Here is a 14,082-nt window from a genome sequence, read left to right on the forward strand (position 1 = left end):
CGGGCGCGAAGTGGTCGCACACCGGTGCCCCTGGGGGCGCACACGCGCTCCAGGGGCACCGGATCGGCGTCGGCCGGGCGGATCAGCCGCCCAGCGTGCCCCCCGCCGCCGGGGCCTGCGCCTCGGCGACCATCTCGTCCGTGTTCAGGTGGATCACGCCGTAGTCGTAGGCGTGGCGCCGGTAGACGACGCTCGGCTGCTTGGTCTCGGAGTCGACGAACAGATAGAAGTCGTGGCCGACCAGTTCCATCTCGTAGAGCGCCTGGTCGAGGCTCATCGGGGCGGCGACGTGGGTCTTCTCGCGCACGACGAGCGGGCCCTCACCGGTGACCTCGAGCGAGCCGATCTTCTTGGTCGGCACCCCCTCGGTCTCCTCGTCATGGGCGGGCAGGCCATTGCCGTTGAGGGTGGCCGCGCCGGGGACGTGGTCGGGGACCTCGGCCGCCGAGATCCGCTGCGCGCCGCGTCGCGAGAAGCGCTTGTCGTGCTGCTTGCGCAGCCGGGCGTCCAGCTTCTCCGCCGCCAGATCGAGTGCCGCGTACGGATCGCTGGCCGCTGCCTCCGCCCTGATCACCGGGCCGCGGGAGCGGAGCGTGATCTCCACTCGGTCACAGCGGTCGGCCTGACGGGGGTTGGGCTCTTTGGACACCTCGACGTCGAGGCTGATCACCTTGGCATCGAGCCTCTGGATCTTCTCCAGCTTCAGCTTCTCGGCCACGTGCTTGCGGAACCGCTCGGGCACCTCGGTCTTGCGGCCTTTGACGACGATGTCCACGCAGAACTCCGTTCCCGGATCGCTCCGCCGCTCGGCGGAGCATCTCCCTTTTGCACCAGGCCCGGTGAGCACCGGGCCTCGGACTCGGTGACTTACACCTCCTCCTCCCCCAGGGGCGAGATCTGCACCCCACCGGTGCGGGTGATTGCGGAAAGCCCGCAGCACGGCATTCCGATATGCGAGGTGTGGCCTGCGCCTTTCCTCACAACCGAACATATCTCGCCCGGACGGATGTCGTCACCCTCTACCGCTACGTACCTCCGTTCAGGTGAATTGCCCCTCTCACTACCTGCAACGATGCAGGTCCACGGTCAGTTCCTGTTTATTTCGAAAGAATCCCGAGGAGCGGCGATCACCGCCGCACGGAGATCCGTCCGGAGGGCGTTCACCACCGCCTTTTCCGGTGCAGCCTGCACCCACTTACCTCGCTCCGTCCGGACGCCGATCCGTCGTTCCCCCCTTCCTTCCCGAGTTACGGCGGCGTACACGACCGTGTTCATCCCACTTCCCCCCGAGTTCCCCCCCGTACCGCCCTCACCGGGCGGAATGACGCCGGACCGGCCGAGCGCCTCGCGCACGGCACGGGCCGCCTCGGCGAGCGTGGCACCGGTCGTGATCAGGTCGTCGACGAGCACCACCCGGCCCGCGGCGAGGAGCCGGGCACCGCCCGCCGTCACCTCCAGCGCCCCCGCCAGGTTCTCCAGACGCCGCCGGGCGTCCAGCTCCGCCTGGTCCGCCACGGCGCGCCGCTGGCGCAGCACGCCGACCACCCGCGCCGGTGTACCACCGCGCCGCAGCTCCCCCGCGGCCGCCAGCGCCATCCGGCGTACCGGATCGTGCCCCCGCGCCCGCACGGCCCGCCGGGCGGAGGGGACGGGGACGAGCAGCACCGGACGGGCATCCGGCACCCCGCCGCCGAGCCCTGCCCGCACGGCGCCCGCCAGCGCCGTGCCCAGCGCTCCCACGAGCGCCAGCGCGCCCCGCTCCTTGTGAGCGAGCAGAGCCGCCCGCACGTCCGCCGCGTACGGCGCCGCCGCGTGCACCACCGGCAGCCAGGCCGGCTCCGGCTCCGGCCGCACCCGCCGCGGCACGCTCCCGTGCAGTGCGGTCCGGCACCGCGCGCACAGGACCGTACGAGGTGCGCCGCACCCCGCGCAGTCGGTCGGCAGCACCAGGTCGGTGAGGTCCTGCCACCACCTCCGCATGCCCACCACTGTGCCGAGGCCCGAGCCGGCCCGCCACCCCTGTGGACAACGCCCTGTGGACAACTCGGCGTCCCCGAGGCCGTCCCTCACTCGCACGGGGGACGGGCGGGGATGCACGGGGACGGGCGGGGACATGCAGTGCCCCCGACCGACCGCCGTCAGCCCGGATAGACCGGCGCCGTCCCGTCCTTGTCCACCTTCTGCCACTGCGCACCCGAGGGCAGCCGGACGATGCCGTCCTCCGAGTAGGCCACCAGCGGCACCCGGTCGTCCTCGGACGCGGCGACCGCCTTGACGCCGGTGAGCGCACCGGGCGCCGGCCCGTCCAGCGTGGAGCCGTCCACCTGGACGTACCGCATCTGCTGCACTCCGCCCGACTCCCGGCCGACGACCAGCAGCCTGCTGTCGCCCGCCCAGGTCATCGCGCTGACCTGCTCCAGGTCGGGAGCGGCCGAGCGCAGTTCGACCACCGAGGTGCCCTGCCCGGTCCCGTCGTCCCGCTGGATACGGCCGATGAGCAGGTACTGCTTGTCGCCCCTCGCCACGACCAGGGCGATCCGGGCCCCGTCCGCGGCCACCCGGGCGTCCCTGATCGCACCGGACAGATCCGGGACGGCGACCTCCTCCGCCTTGGTGGCCCCCTGCGGCACGACCAGCAGCCGCTTGCGCTGCGGATCGCGGTCGGCGACCCACAGATCGCCGCGGGCGTCCCAGCTCGGGGTGGTCAGCCGGTCGGCCGGGTCCGCGCCGTTGCTGGTCACCACCGCGTCCCCGAGCGAACCGCCCGACGCCAGCGAGGTCACGTACAGCGACCTGCCGTCGCCCGCGATGCCGGCCGCGCTGTGCTCGTCCCGCGACACGGCCACCGACTGGAGCCCCTTGACGTCGCCCACGCCGAACGGTCCCGGCACCGCGGCCGGTTCGACCGTGCCCGTGCTCCCGGTCGGCATCCGCACCAGCCGGTGTCTGCCGTCGAGGTAGTACAGATACTCGGGGCGCTTGCTGGAACCGTGCCAGGCGGCGGCCTCGGCGCGCTCCTCGGACAGGTCGCACATCCGCCGGCCGTCGGCCCCGTCGAGTTCGACGGACTCCAGGGTCGGCGTGAGGTTCCGCAGGGTGAACAGGATCTGGGTCGCCATCTCGGTGCACTTGGCCGTGCCGATCCGGGACGCCTTGAGGTTCAGCGGCACCGTCAGCCTGTTCTGGTCGTCCGGCGTCAGTCCCGACACGTCCTTCTGCAACGCCGTACCGGTCGGGAAGCTGGACCTGACCACCGGACGCAGCCAGCTGGTGGGCCCGCGGAGCAGCGAGCGGACCATCTGCGTCATCGGGTCCACCTTGCTGCGCACGAACACCGGGTCGGCGACGGCCACCGGCTCCCCGGTCGCCCCGACCACCGTGTCGGAGGCGAAGTAGTACTTGTCGACCGGCGTGTAGTTGCGCTGGAAGTCCGACTTGCCCATGACGACGCCGTCCGGCAGCCGGTCGATGCGCCACTGCCCGGTCTTGGCGTCCTTCGCCAAGTGCAGGAACTTGCGGTACGAACCGCCGGCGGGCTGGTACGCCTGCCGCGCGTCGACGGTGGCGACCTTGCTGCCGGCCAGCACACAGGTCTCGCTGCCCGCGTCCTGCCGGTCGTCCGGGCGGCACTCGGTCTCGATGCTCGGGCCGTTCGCGAGCACCGTGGTCGAGCGCTCCGGCCGCCAGGTGCGCGCCGCGGCGTCCGTCAGGTACTTGCGGGCCGTGTCGTACGACGGATCATCGCTGGTCAGGGCCTCCAGGAAGCCCTGCATGATCTCCCCGGGGCCGGCGCCGTCGGCGGGCGGCATGGCGAACACGCGGACGCCGGTGTCCTGCTGCGGCGTGGACTCCACGTCCCGCAGATCCCCGCTGTCGGGCATCGAGGCGCATCCGGCCAGCAGTACGCCCCCCAGGGCGGCGTACGCCACCGCGCGCCACGGCTTCCGCCGGGCGCCCCCCTCGCGGTCAGCGCCCACGAAATGCCTCCCCTGGCTCGGTCGAGTCCTCGGCCCGGGCCGCCTCCGGCCCGGCCGCACGGGCACCGTCGTCGGCCGGCCCGTCGGCACGCCGCTCCTCCGGGCGCCGGACGCCACCGGCGGGCCGGGGCACCACGCGCGTGCCATTGCCCTGAGCGGGCATCGCGGTCGGGTCCACGGCGGGGGTGCCGGCCGCCAGCCGCGGCGCGATCGAGGAGCGCGGCGGCAGCGCGGGGCCCTGAGCGCACCCCTGCTGCACCGGAACCGTCGCCCGCTTCTCCTCCCCGCCCCGGCGCGCACCGGAGTCGTCGATGCCGCGGTTACGGCGCGAGTCCTTGGGCTCCAGCGGTATCGGAGAGCCCCGCAGCGGCTCGTCCGCCGTCCTGGGCAGGGTCAGCCGGAACTGCGAGCCTCCGCCCGGCTCGCCCCAGGCCTGGAGCCAGCCGCCGTGCAGCCGGGCGTCCTCCAGGGCGATCGACAGCCCGAGGCCCGTGCCACCGGTGGTACGCGCGCGTGCCGGATCCGCCCGCCAGAAGCGGCTGAACACCCGGGTCGCCTCGCCCGGCTTGAGCCCTACGCCGTAGTCGCGCACCGCGACGGCGACCGCGCCACCGGCGGCGGCCAGCTTGACGACAACGTCCTTGCCCTCGCCGTGCTCGACGGCGTTCACGACCAGGTTGCGCAGCACGCGCTCCACGCGCCGGGCGTCGGCCTCGGCGACGACGGGCTGCTGATCCCCGAGCACGCGTATCCGGGTGCCCTTGCGCTCTGCGAGCGGCTCGGCGCCGCTGACCACCCGCCGGACGACCTCCCTGAGGTCGATCGGCTCGGCCTCCAGGGCCGCCGCGCCCGCGTCGAACCGGCTGATCTCCAGCAGGTCCGCGAGCAGCGACTCGAAGCGGTCCAGCTGGTCGGCGAGCAGCTCCGCGGACCGCGCGGTCACCGGGTCGAAGTCCTCCCGTGCCTCGTGGATGACATCGGCCGCCATCCGCACGGTCGTCAGCGGCGTCCGCAGCTCGTGCGAGACGTCGGAGACGAACCGGCGCTGCATCCGCGACAGGTCCTCCAGCTGGTTGATCTTCACCTGGAGGTTCTGCGCCATCTTGTTGAAGGCCTCGCCCAGGCGCGCGATGTCGTCCTCGCCGGTGACCTTCATCCGTTCCTGGAGCCGCCCGGCGGACAGCCGCTCCGCGATCCCGGCCGCCATCCGCACCGGCGTCACGACCTGCCGCACCACCAGCCAGGCGATCGCGCCCAGCAGGACGACGACGAACAGCCCGGCCGTCGCGAGGGTCCCCTTGACCAGGCTCAGGGACTTCTCCTCCTGCGTGAGCGGGAAGAGGTAGTACAGCTCGTACGGGCGCCCGTTCGGGTCGTTGACCTGCTTGCCGATGACCAGCGCCGGCTGCGACTCCTTGCCGTTGGAGTAGATGATCCGGGTGTAGCTCTGCGCGGCCGTCATGCCGTTGTTGACCCGCTCGCGCAGGGCGGCGGGAATGCTGGAGGTCGGGTTGACGTAACCCGAACCGCGCGGGCTGCGCCCGCCACCGCTGTCGTCGCCGACGGGCAGCGTCACCACGTCGAAGGCACCGGCGCCGCCGCTGGACAGCGAGTCCACGAGGTCGCTCATCCACGGAATGACGCTCTGCGACTGCCGCCCGTCCGTGCTGGGGGTGTCGTCACCCGTGGCGGTCCCCGCGGCCGTGCCGGCCGCGGTTCCGCCGGCCGCCTCGTCGGCCTTCTGCCGGGCCACCGCGAACCCGCCCGTGGCCTGGCTCTGCGAGGCCTTCACCTTGGCGTCCAGCAGGCCGTTGCGCACCTGCCCGATCACCACGAAGCCGAGCAGCAGTACGACACCCAGCGACATCAGCAGCGTCGTCGCCACGACCCTGAGCTGGATGTTGCGCCGCCACAGCCGCATCACCGGCAGCAGCGGTCGGTGCACCCAGCGCAGGAAGAGCCGCAGGACCGGGCTGCCCTGGAACCCGCCCTGGAGCAGTCCGCCCTCGAAGAGACGCCTGAAACGCGCAACCACCGCCGCCGGGCCGACAGGCCGCCCCGGACGGGCCCCGGACCTGCCGGGGGCCGAAGCGGCACTGTCCCCGGACATGTCAGCTCGGTCCGGCCTTGTAACCGACACCACGGACGGTCACCACGATCTCCGGCCGCTCCGGGTCCCTCTCGACCTTGGACCGCAGCCGCTGCACATGAACGTTCACCAGGCGGGTGTCGGCGGCATGCCGGTAGCCCCACACCTGCTCCAGCAGCACCTCACGCGTGAACACCTGCCACGGCTTGCGCGCGAGCGCCACCAGCAGGTCGAACTCCAGCGGGGTCAGCGCGATCGACTGCCCGTCCCGCTTCACCGAGTGCCCGGCCACATCGATGACCAGGTCCCCGATGGTGAGCTGCTCCGGCGCCGGCTCCTCGGACCTGCGCAGCCGCGCCCGGATCCGCGCCACCAGCTCCTTCGGCTTGAACGGCTTGACGATGTAGTCGTCGGCACCGGACTCCAGGCCCACGACCACATCCACGGTGTCGCTCTTGGCCGTGAGCATCACGATCGGCACGCCGGACTCGGCGCGGATCAGCCGGCAGACCTCGATACCGTCCCGGCCCGGCAGCATCAGGTCGAGCAGCACCAGGTCGGGCTTGGTCTCACGGAAAGCAGCCAGCGCCTTGTCGCCGTCGGCTACGAAAGACGGCTCAAAACCCTCACCACGCAGCACGATCCCGAGCATCTCGGCCAGTGCGGTGTCGTCGTCGACGACAAGGACTCGTCCCTTCATAAACGACATCATCCCATTCTCGTAACAGTGACAGAGGCGCTGGTGAGCGAGGTCACTGGCCCGTGACGATAGTCGTAGGGAACCGTCACTGTCTGCCCCGCCCCTCCCACCCGGCCCCACGGCGGCCGCGCACACCGCGGGACCGGCACCGCCGCCACCGCCGCGTCAGCCCACCGGCGCCCTCCTGGAGCCCGCCGCGCACAGCTCCGCCAGGGCCCCGGCCGTCACCGGCGAGACGACCCCCGCCTCCGTGACGATGGCCGTCACCAGCTCGGGCGGCGTCACATCGAACGCCGGGTTGTACGCCTGGGTCCCCAGCGGCGCCACCGGCACCCCGCTGCCCGCCCCCGTCACCGGCACCTGCGGCGCCACCAGCTCCGTCACCTCGAAACCGGCCCGCTGCTCGACCTCGATGGACGCCCCGTCGGGGGTCTCCAGGTCGACCGTCGTCAGCGGCGCCACCACGATGAACGGCACATGGTGATAGCGCGCGAGCACGGCGAGCGGATAGCTCCCCACCTTGTTCGCCACCGACCCGTCGGCCGCGATCCGGTCCGCCCCGACCAGCACCGCGTCCACCTCCCCCGCCGCGAACAGCGAACCCGCCGCGTTGTCGGTGAGCAGGGTGTACGCCATACCGCTGCCGGCCGCCTCGTACGCCGTCAGCCGAGCCCCCTGCAGCAGGGGACGCGTCTCATCCACCCACAGCCGCCGCAGCCGCCCCTGCCGATGCGCCGCGAGCGCCACCGCGAAGGCCGTGCCCTCCCCGCCGGACACCAGCCGCCCCGTGTTGCAGTGGGTGAGGATCCGGTGCCCGCCGCCCGACAGCAGCTCGTCCAGCAGCGCCAGACCGTGGGCGCCCATCCGGGCACTGGCCTCCGCGTCCTGCCGGTGCAGCTCCTGCGCCGCGGCCAGCGCCGCCGCGGCCGCCGCCGTGGGATCACCGCTGCGGACCAGCTCGGCCTGGTGCGCGGCCTGGGCCCGGCGCACGCCGACGGACAGGTTCACCGCGGTCGGCCGTGCACTCTCGAGCGCCGTGCCCGCCTCGGCCACGTCGAAGCCGCGCGCGGCGGCGAGCGCGACGCCGTACGCCCCCGCGATCCCGAGCAGCGGCGCACCGCGCACCGCCAGCGAACGGATCGCCTCCACCAGGGCCGACGCATCCGTGCACACCAGCTCGACCTCTTCCGCCGGGAGCCGCGTCTGGTCGAGAAGGACCACGACCGGCCCCTCGGGTGGTTCCTCCCATCGGATCGCCGGTATCTCGCTCGGCTTGTTGTCCCCACCGGTTCGCGCCTGCTGATCAGCCATGCGGTCAGTCTTCCCCGGATACGGCGCACCATGGAAGGCATCCGGCCCCTACCGCGGCCGGTCCCTAGATCACCACCCCATGGCACGATGGCTGCCAACCTGCCACCGCGACCGCGGACGGGCACCGAGAAGGAGCTTCGATGACAGACACTCCGGGCTGGGCCTCGCCCGGATCCGCCCCGTCGTCCGAGGGGCGGGAACCCGGCGCGCCCGGCCCTGCCGAGCCCGCCGACCGTCCCGGCCCCGCCGAGCCCGCGCCGCAGCCGGGCGCACACCCGCAGGGCCCAGGCGTGAAGTGGTCCAAGGACCAGCCGCCGGCCGGCCAGTGGTCCGCGCCCACCGGCGCCCCCGGCCCGGGACAGGCCCCACCGCCCCCGCCTCCCGGCCCCGGCTGGGGCGGCGGCCCCGGCGGCACCGGCCCCGGCGGATACGGCGGAGGCCCCGGCGGCTACGGCGGGGGGTACGGCACCCCCGGCGGCCATGGAGCCTGGGGCGGCGGCTGGGGCGGCCCCCCGCCCGCGGCCAAGCCCGGAGTGATCCCGCTGCGCCCGCTCGGAGTCGGCGAGATCCTCGACGGCGCCGTGTCGACCATGCGCACCTACTGGCGCACGGTCCTCGGAATCTCCCTCACCGTCGCGCTCATCGCCCGCACCGGCACGGTGCTGGTCCAGGGCCTGGTCCTGAACAGCGCCCTCGGCCCCCAGGCCATCAAGCCCGACAGCACCCCCGGCGACGTCTTCCGCGTCATGCGGGACGCCTTCATCAGCTCCGGCGTCATCAGCCTGATCACCGTCGTCGGCACGATCATCGCCACCGCCATGCTGACCACCGTCACCAGCCGGGCCGTCCTCGGCAAACCGGTCAGCGCCGGCGAGGCCTGGCGCGACGCCCGCCCCCAGCTGCTGCGGCTGTTCGGCCTGCTGATCCTGCTCGGCCTCATCGCCATCGGCGTCTTCCTCGTCTGCACCCTGCCCGGCATCCTCGTGCTGGCCGCCGGCAGCATCGGCGGTGGCGGCGCCCTGCTCGTCCTGGGCCTGCTCGCCGCGTCCGCCGTGCTGCTCTGGCTGATGATCCGCTTCTGCCTGGCCTCCCCCGCCCTGATGCTCGAACGCCAGGGCATCCTGAAGTCGATGGCGCGCTCGGCGAAGCTCGTCCGCGGCTCCTGGTGGCGCGTCCTCGGCATCCAGCTGCTCGCCGGACTCATCGCCAGCATCGTCTCGGCGCTCGTCGGGCTGCCCTTCGTCTTCCTCGGGGCGGCCGTGGGCGGCGGCGGCATCAGCGGGCTGCTCGGCACCACCACCGGACACATCGGCTGGACCTTCCTGATCATCAGCGGCATCGGCTCGATGATCGGCGCCATGCTCACCCTGCCGATCAACGCCGGCGTCACCGTGCTCCTCTACATCGACCTGCGCATCCGCCGCGAGGCCCTCGACCTCGAACTGGCCCGCGCCGCTGGTGTCCAGGGCTACGGCGGCGGCGCACCCGGCACCGTCCCGGGGAGCTGATGCGGTGAGCCTCACGGGGGGAGTGCTGCCGACGCCGGTCCCGCCCGGCGCCGGCGCCACGGCCGTACACATCCTGCTCGGTGCGGCGGGCCGGGCCGTCCTGGCGGCCGGCGGCTCGGGAGACGAGCCGCCCGTCACCATCCCGCGCGACCCCGCGCGGGAGGCGGCCCGCCGCGAGCTGTCCAAGCGGATGTACCACCAGAACGACCCGGGCCTGCTCGAACGCGCCTGGAACGCGTTCTGGGCATGGCTGGACCGGCTGCTCGCCCACGCCGCCTCGGCCACCCCGGGAGGCACCGTCGGACTGGTCGTCGTGATCGCGTTCGTCGTCGCCGTCCTCGCCGCCCTGTGGTGGCGCCTGGGCACCCCCCACCGCCGGCCCGTCTCCGCCTCCGTCCTGTTCGACGACCGCCCCCGCAGCGCCGCCGAACATCGCGCCGCGAGCGAGGCGCACGCGGCCCAGGGCCACTGGAACCAGGCCGTCCAGGAACGCATGCGGGCCATCGTCCGCTCCCTGGAGGAACGCGCCCTGCTCGACGCCCGCCCCGGCCGCACCGCCGACGAAGCCGCCGCCGAGGCCGCCCGCCCGCTCCCCGGCCACGCCGACCGGCTGCGCGCCGCCGCCCGCACCTTCGACGACGTGACATACGGCGGACGCAGTACGAACGAGCAGTCGTACCGCCACCTCGCCGAACTCGACCGCGACCTCGAACGCACCAAGCCCGACCTCGCCGCCGGCACCGCCCAGGCCGCCCTCACCGACAGTGCCACCAGCACGGCCCACAGCACCGGCCGGGGGGCCGCCCAGTGACCGTCCAGACCGCACCGCCGACCACCTCCACCGCGCCCACCGCCAAAGCGATGTGGACCCGCACCCGCGGCCTCGCACTCGCCCTGGTCCTGATCCTGGCCGCCGCCATCGCCATGGCCGCCATACGCTCCACCACCCGGCACGGCGAACTCGACCCGCGCTCCGTCGACTCCTACGGCAGCCACGCCGTCGCCCAACTCCTCGCGGAGCGGGGCGTCTCCACCCGCGTGGTCACCACACTCAGCGCCGCCCGCGCCGCCGCCGGACCCGACACCACTCTCCTGGTCGCCGACCCCGACCTGCTGACCCGCCGTCAGCAGACCCAGCTGCACCGCACCACCGCGGCCTCCGGAGGGCGCACCGTGCTCGTCGCGGCCGGCAGCTGGTCCATCGAGCGGCTCGCCCCCGGGGTCACCGCGGACCCCGCCAACAGCCTCCACACCGCCCTTGCACCGCGCTGCACCCTGCCCGAGGCCCGGCGCGCAGGCACCGCCGAAACCGGCGGAGTCCGCTACACCACCACCCACCTCGACGCCGACTCCTGCTACCCCAGCGAGCGCCTCGCCACCCTGCTGCGCATCCCCGCGGCCTCCGGGAGCGGCGACACCGTCGTGCTCGGCGCGCCCGACATCCTGTTCAACAACCGCCTCGACAAGCAGGGCAACGCCTCGCTCGCCCTCCAACTCCTCGGCTCCCGCCCCCATCTGGTCTGGTACCTCCCCTCGCTGTCCGACGCCTCGGCCACCGACACCGGCGACCAGAAGGACTTCTTCGACCTGCTCCCCTCCGGCTGGCTCTGGGCGACCCTGCAACTCCTCATCGCCGCAGCCTTCGCCGCCTTCTGGCGCGCACGCCGCTTCGGCCCGCTCGTGCCCGAGAAACTCCCCGTCGCGATCCGCGCCTCCGAGACCGCCGAAGGCCGCGCCCGCCTCTACCGCCAGGCCAACGCCCGCGACCGGGCAGCCTCCGCACTGCGCTCCGCCACCCGCGGTCGCCTCGCGCCGCTCGTCGGCATCCCCCACGCCCAGGCACACACGCCCGAGGCCTTGCTCCCCGCCCTGTCCGCCCACCTCTCCGGTGACGGCCAGGCCCTGCACTCCCTCCTCTTCGGACCGCCGCCCGGCGACGACGCGGCCCTCATCGCACTGACCGACCAACTCGACGCCCTCGAAAGAGAGGTACGCCGTTCATGATGGACCCGACCACTGACAACGCCGGGCAGAGCGGAGACGCGGGCACCGCCCGGGCCGCCCTGGAAGCCCTGCGCGCCGAGATCGCCAAAGCCGTGGTCGGCCAGGACCCCGCCGTCACCGGTCTCGTCGTCGCCCTCCTCTGCCGCGGACACGTCCTACTTGAAGGAGTCCCCGGAGTCGCCAAAACGTTGCTCGTCCGCGCCCTCGCATCCGCGCTGGAACTCGACACCAAGCGTGTCCAGTTCACCCCGGACCTGATGCCGAGCGACGTCACCGGCTCCCTCGTCTACGACACCCGCACGGCCGAGTTCTCCTTCCAGGAAGGGCCGGTCTTCACCAACCTCCTCCTCGCGGACGAGATCAACCGCACCCCGCCCAAGACCCAGTCCTCCCTCCTGGAAGCCATGGAGGAACGCCAGGTCACGGTCGACGGCACCCCACGGCCGCTCCCCGACCCGTTCCTGGTCGCCGCGACCCAGAACCCGGTCGAGTACGAGGGCACCTACCCCCTCCCCGAAGCCCAACTCGACCGCTTCCTGCTCAAACTGACGGTCCCTCTGCCCTCCCGGCAGGACGAGATCGACGTCCTCACCCGGCACGCCTCCGGCTTCGACCCCCGCGACCTGCGGGCGGCCGGAGTACGCCCCGTCGCCGGCCCCGCCGACCTGGAAGCGGCCCGTGCGGCGGTCGCCAAGACGACCGTCTCCCCCGAGATCACCGCCTACGTCGTCGACATCTGCCGCGCCACCCGCGAATCGCCGTCCCTCACCCTCGGCGTCTCCCCGCGCGGCGCGACCGCCCTCCTCGCCACCGCCCGCGCCTGGGCCTGGCTGACCGGCCGCGACTACGTCATCCCCGACGACGTCAAGGCCCTCGCCCTGCCCACCCTGCGCCACCGCGTCCAGCTGCGGCCCGAGGCCGAAATGGAAGGCGTGACGGCGGACTCCGTCATCAACGCGATCCTCTCGCACGTCCCGGTCCCCCGCTGATGGCACTCACCGGACGCGCCGCCCTGCTCGCGGCCCTCGGTTCCCTCCCGGTCGGCCTCCTGGAGCCCGGCTGGGCGGGCATCCTCGCCGTCAACGGCCCGCTGGCCCTCGCCTGCGCCTGCGACTACGCGCTCGCCGCCCCCGTACGACACCTCGTCCTCACCCGCTCCGGCGACACCTCCGCTCGTCTCGGCGACACCGCCGACGTCACCCTCACGGTCACCAACCCGTCCCGCCGGCCCCTGCGAGCACAGCTGCGGGACGCCTGGCCGCCCAGCAGCTGGCAGCCCGGCAGCGAGGTCGAGGCATCCCGCCACCGGCTGACCGTGCCCCCCGGCGAACGCCGACGGGTGACGACCCGGCTGCGCCCCACCCGCCGCGGCGACCGTCAGGCCGACCGCGTCACCATCCGCTCCTACGGTCCCCTCGGTCTGTTCTCCCGCCAGGGCGCCCACAAAGTGCCCTGGTCTGTACGGGTTCTGCCCCCGTTCACCAGCCGCAAGCACCTGCCGTCGAAACTCGCCCGATTGCGTGAACTCGACGGCCGGACCAGCGTTCTGACACGCGGTGAGGGCACGGAGTTCGACAGCCTGCGCGAGTACGTCCCCGGAGACGACACCCGCTCGATCGACTGGCGAGCCACCGCCCGGCAGTCCACGGTCGCCGTCCGCACCTGGCGGCCGGAACGCGACCGCCACATCCTTCTCGTCCTCGACACCGGCCGCACCTCGGCCGGCCGCGTGGACGACGTTCCACGCCTCGACGCCTCCCTGGACGCGGCACTGCTCCTCGCGGCGCTCGCCTCCCGGGCCGGCGACCACGTGGGCCTTCTCGCCTACGACCGCCGGGTACGCGCCACGGTGCAGAGCCGTTCCACGAAAGATCTGCTGCCGTCCCTGGTCGACGCGATGGCCACGCTCGAGCCCGAGCTGGTGGAGACGGACGCCCGTGGCCTCACCGCCACAGCGCTGCGTACGGCACCGCGCCGCTCGCTCGTCGTCCTGTTCACCACGCTCGACGCAGCGCCGGTCGAACAGGGTCTGCTTCCGGTCCTGCCACAGCTCACGCAGCGCCACACGGTGCTGCTCGCCTCAGTGGCCGATCCGCATATCGCCCGTATGGCCAAGGGGCGGGGCGACGTCGACGCGGTGTACGAGGCGGCGGCCGCGGCCCGGGCACAGAGTGAGCGCCAGCGGACGGCGGAAAAGCTCCGTCGCCACGCAGTGACGGTGGTGGACGCGACGCCGGCCGACCTGGCTCCGGCGCTGGCGGATGCCTATCTGGCTCTCAAGGCGGCGGGCCGGCTCTGAAACAGCTCCGGATTCGCCGCCTCCCTTCGGGGAGTCGCGGAGAAAATGCCCTGAAATGCAGAAAACCCCCGCACCGAAGGTGCGGGGGTTTTCCCAATGATTGTTCGGCGGTGTCCTACTCTCCCACAGGGTCCCCCCTGCAGTACCATCGGCGCTGTGAGGCTTAGCTTCCGGGTTCGGAATGTAACCGGGCG

Annotated in this window: 11 protein-coding genes and 1 rRNA gene; 5 read left to right on the forward strand and 7 right to left on the reverse strand. The window is 73.1% G+C overall.

All coding sequences use genetic code 11. The features are described 5' to 3' along the window. Positions 1–82: 82 nt before the first annotated feature. From hpf to mtnA, 6 genes are all read right to left on the reverse strand, one after another. The gene (gene hpf, locus ACZ5CZ_RS35955) at positions 83–775 is read right to left on the reverse strand and encodes a ribosome hibernation-promoting factor, HPF/YfiA family (RefSeq protein WP_385847324.1); all 693 of its coding nucleotides are present in this window, start codon (positions 773–775) and stop codon (positions 83–85) included. 311 nt (positions 776–1,086) lie between these two features. Further along, positions 1,087–1,980, reverse strand: a complete 894-nt coding sequence (locus ACZ5CZ_RS35960; protein ID WP_468948926.1) for a ComF family protein — start codon at positions 1,978–1,980, stop codon at positions 1,087–1,089. Positions 1,981–2,138: 158 nt separating this feature from the next. Then, positions 2,139–3,977, reverse strand: coding sequence for an LpqB family beta-propeller domain-containing protein (locus ACZ5CZ_RS35965; RefSeq protein ID WP_385847321.1), 1,839 nt, complete (start codon positions 3,975–3,977; stop codon positions 2,139–2,141). Continuing rightward, positions 3,967–6,087, reverse strand: coding sequence for an MtrAB system histidine kinase MtrB (mtrB, locus tag ACZ5CZ_RS35970; RefSeq protein WP_468948928.1), 2,121 nt, complete (start codon positions 6,085–6,087; stop codon positions 3,967–3,969). Before mtrB ends, ACZ5CZ_RS35965 begins: the two co-directional genes overlap by 11 nt. 1 nt (position 6,088) lies before the next feature. Further along, positions 6,089–6,778 (reverse strand): two-component system response regulator MtrA, encoded by a 690-nt coding sequence (mtrA, locus tag ACZ5CZ_RS35975; protein WP_385847319.1) that lies wholly within the window; start codon positions 6,776–6,778, stop codon positions 6,089–6,091. 153 nt (positions 6,779–6,931) lie between these two features. Next, entirely contained in the window at positions 6,932–8,077 is a 1,146-nt protein-coding gene (mtnA, locus tag ACZ5CZ_RS35980) for an S-methyl-5-thioribose-1-phosphate isomerase (protein WP_468948933.1), read from the reverse strand. Between the two features lie 140 nt (positions 8,078–8,217). Here mtnA and ACZ5CZ_RS35985 point away from each other — a divergent pair, with 140 nt between their 5' ends. Genes ACZ5CZ_RS35985 through ACZ5CZ_RS36005 form a run of 5 tightly spaced genes read left to right on the forward strand, consistent with a single transcriptional unit; the run spans position 8,218 to position 13,888 of the window. Then, positions 8,218–9,585 (forward strand): DUF7847 domain-containing protein, encoded by a 1,368-nt coding sequence (locus ACZ5CZ_RS35985; protein WP_385847315.1) that lies wholly within the window; start codon positions 8,218–8,220, stop codon positions 9,583–9,585. Positions 9,586–9,589: 4 nt separating this feature from the next. Then, the gene (locus tag ACZ5CZ_RS35990) at positions 9,590–10,396 is read left to right on the forward strand and encodes a DUF4129 domain-containing protein (protein WP_468948935.1); all 807 of its coding nucleotides are present in this window, start codon (positions 9,590–9,592) and stop codon (positions 10,394–10,396) included. A gap of 50 nt (positions 10,397–10,446) precedes the next feature. Continuing rightward, positions 10,447–11,589, forward strand: a complete 1,143-nt coding sequence (locus ACZ5CZ_RS35995) for a DUF4350 domain-containing protein (RefSeq protein WP_468948944.1) — start codon at positions 10,447–10,449, stop codon at positions 11,587–11,589. Beyond that, a complete protein-coding gene (locus ACZ5CZ_RS36000; RefSeq protein ID WP_385847374.1) occupies positions 11,589–12,578 on the forward strand; it encodes an AAA family ATPase in 990 nt (329 codons plus the stop codon). Before ACZ5CZ_RS35995 ends, ACZ5CZ_RS36000 begins: the two co-directional genes overlap by 1 nt. Further along, positions 12,578–13,888 carry a DUF58 domain-containing protein gene (locus ACZ5CZ_RS36005; RefSeq protein ID WP_468948937.1) on the forward strand — a complete coding sequence of 437 codons (1,311 nt, stop codon included), beginning with the start codon at positions 12,578–12,580 and terminating at the stop codon, positions 13,886–13,888. The genes ACZ5CZ_RS36000 and ACZ5CZ_RS36005 overlap by 1 nt, the downstream gene beginning before the upstream one ends. 102 nt (positions 13,889–13,990) lie before the next feature. Here ACZ5CZ_RS36005 and rrf read toward each other — a convergent pair. Continuing rightward, positions 13,991–14,082, reverse strand: a 5S ribosomal RNA gene (gene rrf / locus ACZ5CZ_RS36010); the annotation flags it as partial.

The sequence above is a fragment of the Streptomyces sp. NPDC031418 genome (assembly GCF_055581605.1).